Source organism: Tahibacter soli (genome assembly GCF_025717065.2).
Taxonomy (GTDB): Bacteria; Pseudomonadota; Gammaproteobacteria; order Xanthomonadales; family Rhodanobacteraceae; genus Tahibacter; species Tahibacter soli.
On the sequence record NZ_JAOVZO020000017.1, the window covers coordinates 543238 to 560629 of the forward strand.

Below are 17392 nucleotides of genomic sequence, written 5' to 3' on the forward strand. Positions count from 1 at the left end.
GGAGTAGTGGCCATGTTCACTTTTGCTGCCGCGGTGCTGTCGTTCGCCGGGCTGTGCGCGTCTGGCGGCGCGTCGGTCGACGACGTGTACGCGGGCGACTTGCCGAACGCGCCCGGCAAGCGTCTGTCGGTGGTCACGGTAACGTATCCGCCCGGCGCGAAATCGGCCCCGCACCGGCACGACGCGTTCGTGTTCGCGTACGTGCTGTCGGGCCGCGTGCGCAGCCGCGTCGACGACGGGCCGGTGCGCGAATACGCGGCGGGACAGAGCTGGACCGAGACGCCGAACGCGCTGCATGCCGTCAGCGAGAATGCGAGCGCGACGGAGCCGGCGACGTTTCTCGTGGTGTTCGTCGCCGAACCTGGCGCGGCTTTGAGCGCACCGGCGCGTTGAGCCGCGTCGAGCGCTACTCGTCGTGCGTATCGGCGGTCCGGACTTCCTTGCCGCCGATGCGCACGTTCTTCCCGATGTTCACGTTGTCGCCCACGTGCACGCCGTCGGCCGGCGCGGTCGCCGTCGGTTTCAGGCCGAAGTAGGCGCTGAGCAGGCTCGTGTCGCCGCCGACCGCGGCGAGCTTCGCGTGGCGCGCCCACCAGTTGTGGCCGATCAGGAAGTCGTAATACGTCAGGCCGTGCGCGGCGAGCACGTCGCGTTCCGCCGCGGCCTGCTGCGCGTCGTCGAGATTCGGCGCGCCGCGTTCGCGCATGGCCGCGAACAGCGCGCTCGCGACGTCGAGCGGATACGGCGGATCGAGCTTGAGCGGCGCGCCGGATTCGTACGAGTCGGCGAGATCCTTTCCCCACGGCGCGAGCTTGCCCTGCGTCGCGCGGAAATAGCCGGCGGAGAAGCGCGTGCGCAGCGCGCCGTACTCGCTCATGCGCGCCGTGTAGCCGTCGCTGATCGCGGCGTACTTCGCGTCGGTCAGCCGGTACCGCGCCAGGAGTGCGGGCTTGCCCTTGTCGCCGGCGTAGACGAGTTCGTTGCTGAGCGCGGCGAACGTCGCGAAGTCGACGCCGTCGATCGGCGCGAGCGCGGCGGCAGGCGGTTCGGCGTCGTTGCCGCGAACCGCCGCGGCGACGCGCGCATCGCGGTCGGTCCTGATCGCGCCGTCCGCCTCGGCGAGCGCCGCGTCGGAGACGAGCGGCTGCGCGTCGCGCGCGAGGAGATCCGGCGGCGGCGCGAGTTTCGCGATCAGCTTGTCGGCCGCGTCGTAGCGCTTCTTGCCGGTCGGATGCGTCGACAGGATCGCCGCGCGCCGGCCGGTCATCGCGCCGATTTCGCGCTGCAGCCGCAGCATGCCCTGCGGGTTGTAGCCGGCGTCGATCATCCAGCCGATCGACAGGCGGTCGGCTTCGAGTTCCTGGCTGCGATTGAATTTCAGCGCGAGCAGATTCGCGCCGACGCCGACCGCGGCGCCCGACACCGCGCCGGCGAAATCGCCGCTGTCGCGCCCGATCTTCGCGCCGACGACGGCGCCCAGTATCGCGCCGAGCACGCGCACGCCTTCCTGCTTGCGCCGGCCGGCGTTGATGTGATCGGCCTTGTGGTGCGCGAGTTCGTGACCGAGCGTGGCGGCGACGGCGTCGCGATCGTCGCCGAGGTTCGCCAGCAGCCCTTCCTGCACGACGACGAGCTTCTCGCCGTCGACGATCGTCGCGTACGCGTTGATGTCGGGATCGGTCGAATATATGAGCTTGGCTTCAACGCCGGAGACGCGCGCGAGATCGGCGTAGATGCGTTCGAGTTCGCGCGCCTGCGCGCGCGTCGGCGCATCGGTGGCCTGCGCGGCGAGCCGGTCGACGAGATAGTAGTCGGCGGCCCGCGCCGACGCGGCGGCCGCGAGGCCGAATGCCACCACCGACAGGATCGTCCCCCAACGAGTCATGCGCGTCTCCCGGATGTCGGGCGAGTCTAACGACGCCGACCGGTCCGACCGAACGTTGCCGTTCGGTCGGACCCCGGAAAAGCACAGGCCCCATGCAGGGGGCCTGTGGACGCGGCGTGTCGAATGGGGGTAGGTCGGGCCCTGTCCGGGGGGATGGGTAGACGTTGGACTTGCGACCGTTGACGACACGCCTGACGCGGTGGCGGGCAATGCCCGCCGTTGTTGGGGGGGCGGCTAAGCGGAATTGATGCGGGCGCCGCGACTGTCGGCGCCGAAATACGGCGGCGATGTCGACAGGTCGTGCATCAGGAGGCGCAGGCCGGACTGGCAGCGCGTGCGCATCGTTTCGGAACTGGCGGTTTCGGGGGCGTGCGGTTTGAGCAGCCAGTCGAACACGACCGGACCGAACGTCAGCAGCAGCATTTGCGCCGGGCGCCAGTGCGATTCGGCGTCGCGGCGCAGGATGCCGGCGCGATACATGCGCGCGAGCGTCGCATCCATCAGTTCGAGCAGGCGTTCCATCAGCGACGTGTCGGCGATCGCGACCTGGTCGAACACCGCCCGGCGGATGTACGAGCGCACTTCCGGGCGCGTGCCGATGACCTCGCCGATCGCCTCGGCCATGCGCGAGGCCACCTCGTCGACCGAGCGCATCGTCGTTGCGAGTACCGAATCGATCGCTTGTTCGAAACTGGCGAGCACCGCGTGATCGACCGCGAGCTTGAGCTGTTCCTTGCTGTAGAAGTGGTGCGTGACGAGCGACAGCGAAACGCCGGCGCGATGGGCGATCTGGCGCAGGGACGTGTTGGCGTAGCCGCGCACCGAAAACAGGTGCAATGCCGCGTTGCGGATTCTGGCCTTGCCGGTCAGGTCGGAAATCTTGTCACTCGCGCTCACGATCTACCTCTCGAACGTTCTGGCTCACGACACGGACCTGTGTCGCTCCGCCCGTGTCGAGTACTACGCAAGGGCATGCCTACCCCCTACCTCCTGTACGGACAAATTCCGAAAAAAAACCCAGACGCATGCGTATGCACCGCATGGCTGCTCGCGATTCGCGGTTGCGGGTCAACATTTGTCTCGACCCCGGCAGTTTCCATTGGACCGGACGGGGGGAGCCGCTAGGCTCGACGCACGCGACACGCAGCGCCCTTTCGCCCGCCGATCGATGAGCCGCACCGAACCGACATTGACGTTGATCTCATCGACGCCGCGCACGGCGCTGTTCGAACGTTTCGTGTCGGATCAGCGCGCCGCGCTGCTGGGTTTTCTGCGCCGGCTGACGCATTGCGACGCCGACGCGGAGGACATTGCGCAGGAAAGCTTTCTCGGGCTGGTGCGCTACCGCGAGTCGGAACCGGTCGAGGCGTGGCGACCGCTGTTGTTCCGGATCGCCCTGAACGCGTTCAACGACCGGCGGCGCCGCGGCGCGACGCGGGCCGACGGCGCGCACGTGAGCCTCGACGATGAGATCATGGACCTGCCGTCGTCCGATGTACCGCACGAAAAGCGCATTGCGGACCAACAGGAACTTGCGCTGATCCGCGAAACTATCCTGCAGTTGCCCGAGCGGTGCCGGCAGATCTATCTGCTCAACCGCATCGAAGGCATGAGTTACACCCAGATCGCCCGGCACTGCGACATTTCGGTCAAGGCGGTCGAAAAACAGATCACGAAGGCCCTGGCGACGCTGCGCGAGCGCGTCGATAAAATGGCGGCCCGAGCCCCGGAGACGACATGAAGTCGCAGCACATCATCCACCTGGAAGACCCTGCCATGCCGGATTCGGCCGAGGGGTGGGTCGCGCGTCTGGCGTCGCCCGACGTCACCGGCGCGCAGATCGCCGCGTTCGAGGCATGGTGCGAGGCCAATCCGGACAACCGCAACGACTACGTCCGTGTGGAACGCCTGCATACGCGCGTGCGCGAGCTGTCGCGCGATGCGCTGATCGGCGCCGCCGCGCGCGCGGCGCGGCGCGACGGCGCCGCCGGCCGTACGCGCCGCCTGCGCCCGCTCGCCTGGGCTGCCGCCGCCGCGTCGATCGCGCTCGTCGCGTTGACCGCGACCGTGCAGTGGCGTGCCGAACCCGCGCAGCGCTATGACACGCGCGTCGGCGAACGCCGTGAAATCCTGCTCGACGACGGTACGCGCGCCGTGCTCGATACGAATTCGGCGATCGCCGTGCGCTACGGCGCCGACCGCCGCGCGCTGACGGTCGAGCGCGGGCGCGTCGAAATCGACGTCGCCGCACAGCCGGGCCGCCCGTTCGTCACCTATGCCGCCAACAGCACGATCAACGATATCGGTACGCGATTCCAGGTGGCGCACGCGGCCGACCACGTCCTCGTCACGCTGCTCGAAGGCGAAGTGTCGATCGCGACGCCGGAATCGGGCGCCGCGCCGACCGTGCTCCAGCCCGGCGCGCAGGCGCGCGTCGACGCGCGCGGCGGTATCGCCGCGAGCGCGGCCGACCTCGACGCCGCGAACGGCTGGACGCGCGGCGAACTCGTGTTCAAGAACCGCGCCCTGGCCGACCTCGTCGCCGAAATGAACCGCTACGCGATCGCGCAGATCCGACTCGGCGATCGCGCGCTCGACGGCATCGCCGTCAGCGGCGTATTCCATGCCGGCGACCAGGATGCGCTGATCAAGGCGCTGGAAAGCGGATGGTCGCTGCGCGCGGATCGCGTGTCCGACCGGGAAATCGTGCTGCGCGCACCGCCGCGCCGATGAGACGGTGACGCGGCGCGCGTTTCGAATCGATCGCGGCAAGGGAATGCTGCTGGCGGCGCTGTGCGCGGCGCCGTTTTCGTACGCGCGCGCGCAGCCTGCGCCGGAGCCGGCTGCGACGGCCGGTATCGAATATCGCATCGCCTCCGGGGCGCTCGCCGACGCGCTGACCGCGTTCGCGCGGCAAAGCGGCCTGCAGATCCTGTTCGACGCGCAACTCGTGTCGGGCCGCCGCAGCGACGGCATCGACGTGCGCGCGTCGGCGCGCGATGCGCTGACCGCGCTGCTTGCCGGCAGCGGGCTCGTCGCCGAACCGGTCAACGCGAACACCTACGTGCTCAAGCCGCAGCCGCGGCCGGCCGCGCCGAAGATCGCGCGCGCGCCGTCGCGCGCGCCCGAGGCGGCGCCGGCGACGACCTCGCTGCTGCCGGTGCAGGTGACCGGCTCGCATATTCGCCGTGCCGAATGGGAGAGCGCGTCGCCGATCAGCGTGATCACGCGCGAGGAGATCGAGCGCAGCGGTTTGCGCACGCTCGTGGACGTGCTGCGCACGCAGCCCGGCATCGAAGTGGCGATGCGTCCGGAAGTGATGGCGGCGTCGCCGGCCGCCAACTACGCGTACGGCGGCGCGGCCGGCGCGTCGACGGTCGGCATGCGCGGCCTGGGCGCGCGCGCGACGCTGGTGCTCGTCGACGGCCGCCGCATCGCGCCCTACGCGCTGACGCTCGGCGGCGCGGGGCAGGTGGTCGACCTCAACGCGATTCCGGTCGGCCTCGTCGAGCGCGTGGAAATCCTGCGCGACGGCGCGTCCGCGATCTACGGCGCCGATGCGATCGGCGGCGTCGTCAACATCATTCTGCGCCGTTCGTTCGACGGCGCGCAGGTGGCGTTCGACTACGGCGTTTCCGGCCGGGGCGACGCGCATCGCCGCGGCGCCTCGGCGACGCTCGGCGGCGACGACGGCGCGTCGCGCATCTTCATGCATGCCGACTGGTCCGAGCGCGACCCCGTCACCGGTTCGCAGCGCGACTGGTACACGCTCGACCGGCGCTCGCACGGCCTGGGCGACAATCGCAGCCTGTATTCGTTTCCCGGCAACTATCTGTATCTCGACGACAAGGACCAGGTGCGGATCGCGCCGCTGCCCGGCTGCGCGCCGCAACTGCTCGACGAGGACGGCCTGTGCCGTCTCGATGAGGCAAAGTATACGACCATACAGACGAGCCAGACGGTCAAGTCGCTGTTCGTGCGCGCGAGCCGGGACGTCGGTGCCGCGACCGAGCTGCACGTCGACCTGCGCTTGTCGGACGTCGACCAGCGCCAGGAGGCCGCGCCGTTCGCGGCGACGTTCTCGATTCCGCCCGGTGTCGCCGGCAGTCCCAATCCCGACTCACCGGTGATCGTGCTGTACTCGTTCGCCGACGTCGGCTCGATTCGCGAGGCGACGCAATCGCTCACGCGCGCGCTCAATGTCGGCGCGAAGGGAGCGTTCGACAACTGGCAGTGGAACGCCGACCTGTCGCTGCAGGGCAACACCGTGACCGATCGCATCGACGGTTTCCTGAAGCCGAGCGAGGCGCTGCGCCTGTTCGTCGCCGGCGACTATCGTTTCGGCGGGCCCAACTCGGCCGAGGCGCTCGCGATGCTGTCGCCGTCGCTGCTGCGCAAGGGGCGCTCGTCGCTGTCCGAATTCGTCGCGAGCGCGAGCGGCCCGGTGTGGGAGATGCCCGCCGGCACGGCGATGCTCGGCCTCGGCGCCGAGGCGCGCCATGCGCGCGTCAAGGACGTGCCCGATCCGCTCCTGCGGTCGGACGACCGCCTGTTCGGCGAACGCAGCTACGTTCAGCGCGCGAGCAGCAACAGCGCTGCGGCCTACGCCGAACTCGAGCTGCCGATGACGCGCAAGCTGACCGGCGAGGTCGCGTGGCGCTTCGATCGCAGCCAGAGCGTCGGTTCGGCCGTCTCGCCGAAGCTCGGATTGCGCTGGCGCGCGACCAACTCGCTGCTGCTGCGTGCGACCGCCGCCGAAGGCTACCGTCCGCCGACGCTGCTCGACCTGAATCGTCCGACGGTGTTGAGCGAACAGCGCGAGCTGCTCGTGCCGGCGCAGCTCGGACCGTGCGCCGACCCGGTCGATGCGCAGCCGCTCGCCGAGGCCGGCAGCGTGCAGTGCCGCCTGCGGATCTTTTCGGCCAGCAATCCCAAAGGACTCAAGGCCGAAACCTCGCGCAGCCACACGATCGGCTTCGTCTATGCGCCGAACGACGATTTCAGCGTCGGCATCGACCTGTACGACATCCGGCGCCAACAGGAAATCAGCGTGCTGCCGCTCGAATACGCGCTGCAGCTGCCTGGCGAATTTCCCGGGTTTCTGCTGCGCGACGAGGCGGGCCGGCTGCTCGGCCTCAAACGCTATCCGGTCAATCTCGGTCGCACGCAGACGCGCGGCGTCGACGTCGCGACGCAGTACCGTTTCCTGCAGAGCGGAAAATCGACGTGGGTCGCACGGTTCGACGCGACCTATGCCGACCGCCGCGAAGCGCAGACACGCAACGACGTGCCGCCGATCCGCCTGCTCGGCTACGACTCCAACCCGCGGCTGCGCGCGCGGCTCGGTCTCGATGTCACGCATACGCCGTGGACGGCGACGGCGAACGTCACCTACATCGGCGCGTACCGCAACACCAGCTTCGCCGGCGACGAGCTGAGCTGCGCCGGAGCGCCGTCGTCCGAGGCGCTGTGCCGCACGCCAGGTTTCGCGACGCTCGATCTCGGCCTGCGCTACGAGGGCTCGCCGCGCTGGAGCGCGGCGTTCAACGTGCTCAACGCGCTCGATCGCGAACCTGTATACAACGGGTTGAATTCCGCAAATTACAATATTCTGTTCGACGATCCGGTCGGACGCTATTACTCGCTGACCCTCAACTACCGCTTCTGATCCGCACTCAGCCCGAAGGCGCATGCCGATTGCGTCCGACGATTGAGAGGGCGTCGTCGCCGATTCGTCCCGAAAGTGCGCGCACTGAACGTCCATGCGCGTCTGTTCAGTCCACTGCGCCACCGCATCCGTTCGTCCAGGCTGCTCCCTTCGTTCGCCGCTAGATTCCGTGCGTTCTGGTGCGTCCGGGGATGACTCGAGTCCTGCCGCATCAGCATTCCCGTGTCGTTGCGCCATTCGTTGCAGGAGTCGAAATGTCTTCGTCGTTCGCAAAAAAATCCCTGGCCGTCGCGGTCGGGCTCGTATTGTCGGGCTTGTCCCAAGCCGCCACCGTACATACGCGCGCGGTCGCGCCGTCGCCGCCGTCGCCCGCGGCGATCGCCGCCGCCGCCGGCGATAGCAGCCGCCTGCTGCTGCGTGCCGGCATCGTCGATCCGCTGGCGCAGCGCATCGAGGCGGGTTCGGTCGTCGAGGGCCTCGCCGACGCGCCGGCGCAACCGCGCTACGCGATCGTGCAGTTCGGCAAGGCCGGCGCCGACGCGCGCCGCGCGCTCGAGGCGAGCGGCGTGACGTTTCTCGGCTACGTGCCCAACAACGCCTACTACGTGCGCCTGAACGGCGCCGACCTCGCCGGCGTGCGCAGCGCCGCGGGCGTGCGCTGGGCCGGTGCCGTCGCGCCGGGCCTGAAGATCGATCCGCGCCTGTGGGCGAGCCGCCGCGCCGAACTCAAGGACCGCGGCGACGCGCGCTACGACATCGAAATCGAAACGTTTCTCGGCGAAGACCCGGCCGTCGTGACGAGCGCGCTGCGGCGCGCCGTGGCCGACCTCGACATCGCGCACGTCGACGCCGACGCTTCGGCGCCGCGGCGCGTTCGCGTGTCGGTCAGAGCCGGCGACATCGACGCGACGCTCGTCGCCGCGAGTGCGCTCGACGCCGTGCAGTTCGTCGCGCCGTGGGCCGAGCCCAAGCTGATGAACGCGGGCTCGATCGGTGCGATCCAGGGCAATGCGACCGCGGCCTGCGCCGGCACCGGTGCGGTCTGCGGCCCGACGCCGCTGTGGGATCACCAGCTGTTCGGCACCGGCCAGATCGTCGCCGTCGCCGACTCCGGCCTCGACGCGGACGAAGCGTGGTTCACGACGCTCGACCGCGGCACCGGCACGCCGACGACCGCGATCACGCCGGGCAGCTCGCCGGTGCCGCCGGCGACCGGCGCGACGTTCGCGAACAACAAGGTGTTCGCGTATTGGGTGCAGCCCGGCGCGACCGCCGGCGACAACAACCGCACGTGCCGCCCGGGCGCGGCGCCGACCGGATTCCACGGCACCCACGTCAACGGCACGGTCGCGGGCGACGCGGCCGGTACGTTCGGCGCCAACAACTATGTCGCGTCGACGCCGCTCGCCGCGAACCACGATCTCGCCGACGGCATGGCGCCGAACGCGCAGCTGCTGTTCCAGGACATCGGCAACGACACCAGCGGCTGCCTGCAGATCAACGACTGGCCGAACACGCTGCGCCAGGCGAACGCCGGCGGCGCGCGCATCCACAGCAACAGCTGGGGCGGCCAGACGTTCGGCGCGTACGAATCGCGCGACGTCGACGTCGATACCGTCACGCGCGAGAAGGAAGACCTGCTCGTCGTGATCGCCGCCGGCAATGACGGCGACCTGACCGCCGCGGAGGGCTGCCCGGCCGCGAACGTCGTCGGCAGCGTGTGCATCACGTCGATCGGTTCGCCCGGCAACGCGAAGAACGCGCTGACCGTCGGCGCGCTGCTGCACGCGGGCACGACGACGCTGCAGGCGTTCTCCAGCCGCGGTCCGACGACCGACGGCCGCATCAAGCCCGACATCATGGCGCCTGGCACGTCGATCGTATCGGCGGCCGGCGACGCCACGATCACCGCGACGATCCAGGCGCCGGTGACGAGCACGAAGAGCGGCACGTCGATGGCGACGCCGACGATTGCCGGCAACACGGCGCTCGTGCGCCAGTTCTTCACCGAGGGCTTCTATCCGCGCGGCGCGCGCAACGCCGACGACGCGCTCAATCCGAGCGGCATGGCGATGAAGGCCGTGCTGATCAACGGCACGCGCGTCCTCGACAACTGGCCGAGCATGGACACCGGCTGGGGCCGCGCGTGGCTCGACGGCAATCTGTGGTTCGCCAACACGCTCGCCGGCGGCGACGACACGCGCCGCCTGCGCCTGTTCGAGCGCACGAACGCGAGCGGCCTTGCGACCGGCGACAGCAACAGCTACACGATCGCCAACGTGCAGGCCGGCGCCGAACTGCGCGCGACGCTGACGTGGTACGACCTGCCGGGCGTGCCCGGCGCGGCCGCATCGCTCGTCAACAATCTCGATCTCGAAGTGACCGGTCCGGGCGGCACCGTGTACCGCGGCAACGTGTTCGCGGCCGGCGTCTCGACGACCGGCGGCGCGGCCGACGCGGTCAACACCGTCGAGCAGGTGCGCCTCGCCGCGCCGGCCGCCGGCAGCTACACGTTCCGCGTGATCGGCGCGTCGGTGCCGGGCAACGGCGCCGAGCTGTCCGAACGCCAGGGCTACGCGCTCGCGGTGTCCGGCGCGTTCGGCCTGCCGGACGGTCCGGCGTTCGCCGCGCCGACGAGCCTTGCCATCGCGAGCAACAACGCCTCGGGTATCGGCGTCGGCTTCGCCGCCGCGGGCGGCGCGCAGGGCTTCCAGCTGTACCGCGCGAACGGCACGTGCGCGACCGCGGCGGCAGGCGATTTCCGCCTCGTCGCGACCGGCGCCGCGGCGCCGCTCGTCGACGACCGCACGACCGGCGGTTTCCAGTACGCCTACAAGGTGCGCGGCGTCAGCAACGACGTCGAAGGCACGGCGTCGGCGTGCATCGACGTGACATCGGCCGACACGTGCAGCCTGATGCCGAGCGCGTTCGGCATCACCGGCGCGAACGGCCGCGGCGCGACCTGCGGCGTGACCGTGAACTGGGCCGCCAGCCAGTCGTCGTGCCCGGCGTCGAGCGCGATCACGTACAAGGTGCTGCGCAGCGATTCCCCGGCGTTCACCGCGCCGCAGACGATCATCGCCAACCTCGCGAGCCCGACCTGGACCGACACCGGCGTCGTCAACGGCCATCCGTACTTCTATCGCACCGTCGCGACCGATGCGTTCGGCAACGAGCGCACGTCGGGCGTCGTCGGCACGACGCCGAGCGGCGCGCCGGGTCCGGACCCGCGCCGCTACCTCGACGACGCCGACACGAAGGTCTACGCCAAGCTCGAAGGTTCGTGGATCATCGCCGATACCGCGGCGGCCGACGGCACGCACAGCTATCACACGGGCCCCGACGGCTCGGCCAGCCCCAACTGCGCGGCGCTGCGCACCGAGAAGCTCGCGGTGACGGCCAATTCGGTGCTGAGCTACAACGCGCGCTACAACCTCGAGTCGGAGTGGGACGGCGTGGTCGTCGAAATCTCGACCGACGACGGCGCGACCTGGAACGATCTGCCGCCGGCCGGCGGCTATCCGTCGACGTTCGCGCAGACCGGCAGTCCGCCGGGCAACCTGTGCGGCTATGCCGCGACGCACGGCGCGTTCAACGGCGCGACCACCGCGGCGTCGAACGCGGGTCCGAACGAAACGCCGCCGGCGAACGTCGTGTTCAAGCCGTTCACGAGCAGCCTCGCCGCGTATGCGGGACAGAACGTGATCGTGCGCTGGCGCGTATCGAGCGACGCGAACACCGACTTTGGCGGCTTCTGGCTCGATACGGTGCGCATCGGCGACGCCGACATCGTGTTCGACGACGGCTTCGAAACGTCGAACTACGTCTGTCATTGAAAGTGGCGTGGTAAATAACCGGGCGGCGGCAAGGTTCGCCGCCCGGTTTTTTTTGCGTCGGGGGAGATATGCACACGCTCGCATCGACCATGCTGACGGCCGCGCTATGGCTTGCGCCGGCCGTTGCCGCGCAGGCCGCGAACCCGTGGACCGACGCGCCGTCGGCACCGCTGCCGGCCGGCGGCCCGCAGCCGTCGCGCTACCGTGCCGTCGCACTCGACCTCGCCGCCGTGCGTGCGCAACTCGCCGCGGCGCGCGCGAACGGCGCGGCGATCGACCTCGCCTTGCCGCTGCCCGAGGGCGGCGAATCGACGTTCGTACTGGCCGATTCGGGCACGATGCCGGCCCCGCTCGCGCGCAAGTACCCCGACATCGTCAGCCTCGCCGGCGCCGACGCGAACGGCCGCCGTGCGCGCGTCGACGTCTCGCCGCTCGGTTTTTCCGCGATGGTGTTCGACGCCGACGGCCGCTGGGTCGTCGTGCCGCAGGCCGGCGACGCCGCGCGGTACGCCGTGTTCCGCGGCGATGCGATGCCCGCGCGCGGGCCGTTCCGCTGCGGCGCGACGGGACCTCTCCGCTCGACGCTCGCCGAAGCGACGCGCGCGGCCGGCGCGCCGGGGCCGGTGACCGGCACGATGCGGCGCAACTACCGCATCGCGGTCGCCGCGAATTCGTCGTACGTCGCCGAGGCCGGCGGCGGCACGCGTCCGGGCGGCCTCGCGGCCGTCGTCGCGGCGATCAATCGCGTCAACGAGGTGTACGAGGCCGAGCTTGCGATCCACATGACGCTCGTGGCGAACAACGATCTCGTGATCTATCCCGATCCGGAAACCGACCCGTATTCGAACGACGAGGACGCGACCTGGCAGAACGGCCCGAACCTCGACGAGGCGATCGGCAATGCCGCCTACGACATCGGCCACGTGTTCACGACCGCCGGCGGCGGGCTCGCGGGCCTCGGCGTCACCTGCGAGGAAGGGCGCAAGGCCGAGGGCTCGACCGGCCAGCCGCATCCGGTCGGCGATCCGTTCTTCATCGACTTCGTCGCGCACGAGATCGGCCACCAGTTCGGCGGCTCGCACACGTTCAACGGCTGCAACAATCAGAGTTTCGGCGCCGAGTACGAGCCGGGCAGCGGCAGCACGATCCAGGCGTACGCCGGCATCTGCGGCGCGGAAAACCTGCAGGCGACCACCGATCCGTATTTCCACGCGAAAAGCCTGCAGCAGATGACCGACTGGGCCGACGGCGCCGGCGGTACCTGCGCGCAGTCGCAGCCGAACGCGAACCGCGCGCCGGTGATCGACACGTCGGGGCTGCCCGTCGGCAAGGCGATACCGGCGCTGACCGCGTTCGCGCTGACCGGCAGCGCGACCGATCCCGACGGCGACGCGCTGACCTACAGCTGGGAGCAGTACGACCTCGGCGATCCGTCGCCGCTCGGCGCGGGCGACATCGGCAACGGGCCGATCTTCCGCTCGCTGCCGGCCACGGCGAATCCGACGCGCTACTTCCCGCGCCTGTTGACGGTGCTCGGCGCCGCGTTTCTTCCCGGCGAAGACATGCCGACGACCACGCGCGATCTCACGTTCCGCCTGACCGTGCGCGACAACCGCATGCCGGGCGGGCGCAGCGCGAGCGCGCAGGTCGGGCTTTCCGTGATCGGCACGGCCGGGCCGTTCGCGGTGACGCTGCCCGACATGACGGTGCTGTGGGGCCGCGGCGAAACCCGCAATGTGGGCTGGGACGCTGCGGGCACGCGCGCCGCGCCGATCTCGTGCGCGAGCGTCGACATCGCGCTGTCGACCGACGGCGGACTGACGTTCCCGAACGTGCTCGCGACACAGGCGCCGAACGTCGGGCTCGCCTCCGTCGTCGTGCCGGACGTGCCGGACACGGGCAGGGCGCGCGTGCGCGTGCAATGTTCCACGAATGTGTTCTTCGACATTTCCGACGAGAACTTCCAGATCGCCGCGACCGGCACGCCCGACCCGCCGGTCGACGCGATTTTCGCCGACGGCTTCGAGTAGCCGGCCGGCGGCGTCAGTCCGGCGCCGCCAGCCGGTTCAACGTGCGCAGCATGCCGACGAACGCGTCGACGTCGAGTCGCACGTGATGTTCGCGGCCCGACTTCTCGATCGTCACGAGCCCTTCGGCTTCGAGCCGTCGCAGGTGGTACGACGTCAGCGCGAGCGTGGATTCGGTCAGCGTCGCGATGTCGCCGACGCTCATGGCCGGGTACGTCGACAAGAGCGACAGCGTCGCGCAGCGCAGCGGGCTTGCGAGCACCGTGGCGAGATTCGACTGCCGGTTCGCGTCGTCCATCACACGGCGCAGCCGCGCGGCGTCGAATTGCGCCACTCTGACGCGGGCGCCGTTGCCGCTCCTTGCGTTCCCGCGCGCGTCCGCGGCGGGCATTTTCGCTTCCATTGAAAACAGTTCCACGGATGGGGCCGGCTCATTTCAGACAATGCGCGGCCCGCGTTCAATACGCCACCGTCACGTTCGACGCCGATTTGATGCGTTCCGAACGCGCTGCGAATACGCGCCGGGACCGCGTCGCGCGTCCGGGCCTCCTGTCCGATCCGACAGGTGGGCGGGCACATCGGCGTCTCACGGCGAGAGAATTGCGCGTCTGCCGTCACCTGCTATCCATGGCTACGATCAGCGAACCTGTCTGCGCCCTGCCCGAAACCGCCTTGCGCGGCGCGATCGCGCGCCTCGCGGCGGCTGGCGGCGCCCAAGCGCGGATGGCTATACTGCCCACGGGATCTCGCCCCCGCGGACCGCGTAGCGCCATGCTTTCCGAAGACTCGACCGGCAGCCCGAGCGCGCGACTGATCGAGCGGATCCGATCGGGCGATCGCAATGCCGAGCGCGAATTGTGGCTCGCCCATGCCGCGACCCTCACGCTGATCGTGCGCCGCCGCACGCGCAATCCTGACCTGACCCAGGACGTCGTGCAGGAGACCTTTCGCGTCGCGATCGGCCACCTGCGCGCCGGCCGCATCGAAAAGCCCGACGCGCTCGGCGGCTTTCTGCGCGGCATCGCGCTCAACGTCCTGTCCGTATCGCGCCGCAACGACCACCGCGAAGCGCATCTGGACGACGACGACTCGCACGTCGAACTCGTCGACGAAGGACGCAGCCCGTTCGAAACCGTCTCGCTCGCGCAGCGCCAGGAGTTCGTGCGCAAGCTGATCGCCGAGCTGCCGATCGAACGCGACCGGCAGCTGCTCTGGCACTACTACGTGCTCGACGAAGAAAAAAACGACGTCTGCTCGTCGCTCGGTTTGACCGCAGGCCATTTCGACCGCGTGCTGCACCGGGCTCGCACGCGTTTTCGCGAACTTGTCGAGCGCAGCGCCGACAGCCGCCAAAAGGAGGTTGGCCATGCCGACTACATCGACCGCTGACTTGTTGCAGCGCAAGCTCGCCGATCCGGCCGAGCGCCAGCGCCTGATCGCCGCGTACGTGCGCGAAACCCTGCCGCCGGACGTCGTCGACGCGTTCGAAACCCGGTTGTTCGACGCGCCCGATCTCGCGGCCGACGTCGCCGCCGAAGCGTGCCTGCGCGACACGTACCGCTCGATGAGCGCCGACGAGGCGCTGATCCGGCCACTCGTCGCCCAGACGCCCCGCCGCGAACGCCGCATCGGCCTCGCGCTGGCCGCGGGCCTCGCCGCCGGCGCATTGCTGCCGAGCCTCATGTGGTGGCGCGCCGAACAGCGCGTGTCGTTCGCCGAACTCGGCGCGGCGCCGCGACCGGTCGCCGAGTCGGTCGCCGTGTTCGCGTTGACCGGCGCGCGTCGTTTGGAGACGCAGGCGCCGGCGCAAAACGTGCCGCTGCCGGACGCGTCGCGTCTGGCGCTGCAGGTGCCCGCGCCGAACGAAAAAGGTCCGTACCGCGTGCGCCTCGTGCGCGACGGCACGCCGCAGCCGATCGCCGAGGCGATCGTCGCGAACGACGACGAGGGCTATCTCGGGTTCGGCATCGAGACGGCCGGCCTGCGCGGCGTCGCGTCGGCGAAGCTCGTCGTCGACGTGCGGCGCGGCGACGAATGGGTCGCGAGCGGTGCGTATCCTTTGAATTTTGTCGCCGGCGCGGAGCGCCGGTGACGTCTACGCGGGGAGAGAGAAAAATGTCGGCACAACTTCAATTCGACGGCTGGCCCGATCACATCGCGGCGACCGCCTGGCGCTTCGAGCGCGTCACCACGACGCCGTCGCGCCGGGCGCTGCTGCTCAAGGGCGACAAGCTGATCTTCCAGTACACGAGCGCCGACCGCAGCACCGCGGAAGTCGTCGTGCTGCAGGGGCCGGACGGCCTGGTCGACGCGCACGGCGGACCGATCAAGCTCAGCGTGACCGACCCCGCCGCCGCGACGCTCGAATACCGCTCGGAGAGCTACGGCCGCGTCATGTCGTTCTACGTCAGCGAAGGCAAGCTGATCTACCGCGCGATGTACGAATGCGAACCGCACTGCCACCCCGACGAGGGCGGCGAGGGCGATCCGTGGTGAAACCCCGGAGGGCGGGGTGAGCGCGGACGCGCGCCGCTGTTGGCAGACGGCGACGCGCGCCTGCGCAATCCCCATTCCCCGCGATCAGGTCCATGCGCGCGGCGGCGAGTGTCTCGTCGCCGCGTGGCGCCCGCGAGCCGATGCCGCGCCGCGCATTCTTCTGTCCGCGCCCTCCACCGCGTTTCTCGTTTCGCCGCGGCACGTGATGACCGCGGCGCACGCGTTGCCGCCGCAAGGCGATCCCGATGTCGTCTACGCGTTCGGCTACGCCGCCGACACCTTTCGCGCCGCCGAGCGCGGACTGCCGGCGTACTTCGAGCTGCGGGCCGCGTCGGTGTTCCGCGTGCGCGCGGTCGAGCGGCGCGTGCTCGGCGTACGCGAAGGCGACTGCGCGCTGATCGAACTCGAGCGCGACGTGCCGGCCGACGTCGCCGTGCCGCTGACGTTCGCGTCGCGTGAGCCGCAGCTCGGCGAGCCCATTGCACTGGCCGGTTGCGCCGACGGACAACCGGTGGCGATGCGCGACGGCAGCGTGCTCGGCTTCGACGCGATATGGCTCGATCACGACGTCGAAGCGGGGCCGGGCTGGTCCGGCGCGCCGGTGCTCGATGCGCAAGGCGGCGTGCTCGCGACGCATACCGGCACGGCGGTCGGCGCGGCGCTGGCGGCGAGCGCGGTCGCCGGCGGCGTGCGGCGGATGCGCGGCAGTCGCGTCGTCTAGCCGCGCGGCGCGACCGAGACCGCCCGCGTTTCGGCGGCCTTCTGCGGCGACGGCTTCGCCTTCAATCGCGCGAACGCATCGACCGCGAGCGCCATGCCGACCAGCGCCACGATCCACAGCATCGCCTCGCGCGCGCCGCGCTGCAGCGACGCGCGCCAGCGTTCGAAGCGTTCGCGCAGGCGCCGTCCCGCGAGTGCGTGCAGCGCGACGAGCGCGAGCGGCGGCGCGATGAAGATCGCGTTGTAGACCGCCAGCAGCGGCAGCCACTGCGGCCACGACAGCTGCGCCGACGTCATCAGCGCGAGCGCGCCGAAATACGGAAATGCCGTCGTCAGCTCCACGGCGGTGATCGTCACGCCGAGCAGCCCCATCCCGACGAGGCCGGCGCGGCTCGGCTGCCTTTGCGGCGGCGGGTCCGACGCGCTCGCCTTCGGCGCGAACACGCCGTAGCCGAACATCGCGACGCCGAGCACGAGCTGCGCACCGAGCGCGACCGGGTGATCGAACCAGTGACCGAACGCCTGCGCGAACGAGCCGAATCCGAGCATCAGCGCGACGCCGAGCACGAGGTAGGTGATCGCGATGCCGGCGACGTACGCGAGCACGCGCGGCACCGGCGACGGCTGCGACAGCCAGTACAGCGCGACGGCGAGCGCCGACGGGTTGATGCTGTCGACGAGCGCGAGCCCCAGCACCGGTATCGCGGTGTCGAACATGGCGTCTTCCGGATTGGCCGAAACCGCGATTGTGCGCGATCGG

General features: G+C 70.2%; 14 protein-coding genes. 10 read left to right on the plus strand and 4 right to left on the minus strand.

The features are described from left to right. The first annotated feature begins 12 nt into the window (after nt 1-12). Nucleotides 13-393, plus strand: coding sequence for a cupin domain-containing protein (locus tag OD750_RS13565; RefSeq protein WP_263545771.1), 381 nt, complete (start codon nt 13-15; stop codon nt 391-393). Between the two features lie 13 nt (nt 394-406). Here OD750_RS13565 and OD750_RS13570 read toward each other — a convergent pair whose 3' ends face one another. Further along, a complete protein-coding gene (locus OD750_RS13570; protein WP_263545772.1) occupies nt 407-1885 on the minus strand; it encodes a M48 family metallopeptidase in 1479 nt (492 codons plus the stop codon). A 234-nt stretch (nt 1886-2119) separates the two neighbouring features. Then, complete coding sequence (locus OD750_RS13575; RefSeq protein WP_263545773.1) at nt 2120-2782, minus strand: TetR/AcrR family transcriptional regulator; 663 nt, start codon at nt 2780-2782, stop codon at nt 2120-2122. 271 nt (nt 2783-3053) lie between these two features. Between OD750_RS13575 and OD750_RS13580 the strand changes: the two genes are divergently transcribed. The 5 genes from OD750_RS13580 to OD750_RS13600 all read left to right on the plus strand — a co-directional run bounded on the left by OD750_RS13580 (nt 3054) and on the right by OD750_RS13600 (nt 13419). Continuing rightward, nucleotides 3054-3626 (plus strand): RNA polymerase sigma factor, encoded by a 573-nt coding sequence (locus OD750_RS13580; protein WP_263545774.1) that lies wholly within the window; start codon nt 3054-3056, stop codon nt 3624-3626. Further along, on the plus strand, nt 3623-4618 hold the full coding sequence (locus tag OD750_RS13585) for a FecR family protein (protein ID WP_263545775.1): 996 nt from the start codon (nt 3623-3625) through the stop codon (nt 4616-4618). Before OD750_RS13580 ends, OD750_RS13585 begins: the two co-directional genes overlap by 4 nt. A 43-nt stretch (nt 4619-4661) precedes the next feature. Then, the gene (locus OD750_RS13590) at nt 4662-7553 is read left to right on the plus strand and encodes a TonB-dependent receptor (protein ID WP_263545776.1); all 2892 of its coding nucleotides are present in this window, start codon (nt 4662-4664) and stop codon (nt 7551-7553) included. Between the two features lie 254 nt (nt 7554-7807). After that, on the plus strand, nt 7808-11389 hold the full coding sequence (locus OD750_RS13595) for a S8 family serine peptidase (RefSeq protein ID WP_263545777.1): 3582 nt from the start codon (nt 7808-7810) through the stop codon (nt 11387-11389). Between the two features lie 68 nt (nt 11390-11457). Next, the gene (locus OD750_RS13600; RefSeq protein WP_263545778.1) at nt 11458-13419 is read left to right on the plus strand and encodes a reprolysin-like metallopeptidase; all 1962 of its coding nucleotides are present in this window, start codon (nt 11458-11460) and stop codon (nt 13417-13419) included. Nucleotides 13420-13432: 13 nt separating this feature from the next. Here OD750_RS13600 and OD750_RS13605 read toward each other — a convergent pair whose 3' ends face one another. Then, the gene (locus OD750_RS13605) at nt 13433-13807 is read right to left on the minus strand and encodes an ArsR/SmtB family transcription factor (protein WP_272841953.1); all 375 of its coding nucleotides are present in this window, start codon (nt 13805-13807) and stop codon (nt 13433-13435) included. A gap of 101 nt (nt 13808-13908) precedes the next feature. On the opposite strand from OD750_RS13605, the gene OD750_RS13610 reads away from it, so the two are divergent. The 4 genes from OD750_RS13610 to OD750_RS13625 are packed head-to-tail and all read left to right on the plus strand — an operon-like array spanning nt 13909 to nt 16633. Next, complete coding sequence (locus tag OD750_RS13610) at nt 13909-14805, plus strand: RNA polymerase sigma factor (RefSeq protein ID WP_263545780.1); 897 nt, start codon at nt 13909-13911, stop codon at nt 14803-14805. Then, the gene (locus OD750_RS13615) at nt 14783-15508 is read left to right on the plus strand and encodes a hypothetical protein (RefSeq protein WP_263545781.1); all 726 of its coding nucleotides are present in this window, start codon (nt 14783-14785) and stop codon (nt 15506-15508) included. The genes OD750_RS13610 and OD750_RS13615 overlap by 23 nt, the downstream gene beginning before the upstream one ends. Before the next feature lie 23 nt (nt 15509-15531). Continuing rightward, complete coding sequence (locus OD750_RS13620; protein WP_263545782.1) at nt 15532-15912, plus strand: hypothetical protein; 381 nt, start codon at nt 15532-15534, stop codon at nt 15910-15912. Nucleotides 15913-15928: 16 nt separating this feature from the next. Next, nucleotides 15929-16633 carry a trypsin-like serine peptidase gene (locus OD750_RS13625; protein WP_263545783.1) on the plus strand — a complete coding sequence of 235 codons (705 nt, stop codon included), beginning with the start codon at nt 15929-15931 and terminating at the stop codon, nt 16631-16633. Here the strand turns inward: OD750_RS13625 and OD750_RS13630 are convergent. Then, nucleotides 16630-17349, minus strand: coding sequence for a GAP family protein (locus tag OD750_RS13630; protein WP_263545784.1), 720 nt, complete (start codon nt 17347-17349; stop codon nt 16630-16632). The two genes, OD750_RS13625 and OD750_RS13630, sit on opposite strands and share 4 nt — an antisense overlap. Between the last annotated feature and the right edge of the window lie 43 nt (nt 17350-17392).

Coding starts and splice junctions, on each gene's coding strand:
- OD750_RS13565 (WP_263545771.1), top strand. CDS start 13: ATGTTCACTTTTGCTGCCGCGGTGCTGTCGTTCGCCGGGCTGTGCGCG.
- OD750_RS13570 (WP_263545772.1), bottom strand. CDS start 1,885: ATGACTCGTTGGGGGACGATCCTGTCGGTGGTGGCATTCGGCCTCGCG.
- OD750_RS13580 (WP_263545774.1), top strand. CDS start 3,054: ATGAGCCGCACCGAACCGACATTGACGTTGATCTCATCGACGCCGCGC.
- OD750_RS13585 (WP_263545775.1), top strand. CDS start 3,623: ATGAAGTCGCAGCACATCATCCACCTGGAAGACCCTGCCATGCCGGAT.
- OD750_RS13590 (WP_263545776.1), top strand. CDS start 4,662: ATGCTGCTGGCGGCGCTGTGCGCGGCGCCGTTTTCGTACGCGCGCGCG.
- OD750_RS13595 (WP_263545777.1), top strand. CDS start 7,808: ATGTCTTCGTCGTTCGCAAAAAAATCCCTGGCCGTCGCGGTCGGGCTC.
- OD750_RS13600 (WP_263545778.1), top strand. CDS start 11,458: ATGCACACGCTCGCATCGACCATGCTGACGGCCGCGCTATGGCTTGCG.
- OD750_RS13605 (WP_272841953.1), bottom strand. CDS start 13,807: ATGCCCGCCGCGGACGCGCGCGGGAACGCAAGGAGCGGCAACGGCGCC.
- OD750_RS13610 (WP_263545780.1), top strand. CDS start 13,909: ATGCGTTCCGAACGCGCTGCGAATACGCGCCGGGACCGCGTCGCGCGT.
- OD750_RS13615 (WP_263545781.1), top strand. CDS start 14,783: ATGCCGACTACATCGACCGCTGACTTGTTGCAGCGCAAGCTCGCCGAT.
- OD750_RS13620 (WP_263545782.1), top strand. CDS start 15,532: ATGTCGGCACAACTTCAATTCGACGGCTGGCCCGATCACATCGCGGCG.
- OD750_RS13630 (WP_263545784.1), bottom strand. CDS start 17,349: ATGTTCGACACCGCGATACCGGTGCTGGGGCTCGCGCTCGTCGACAGC.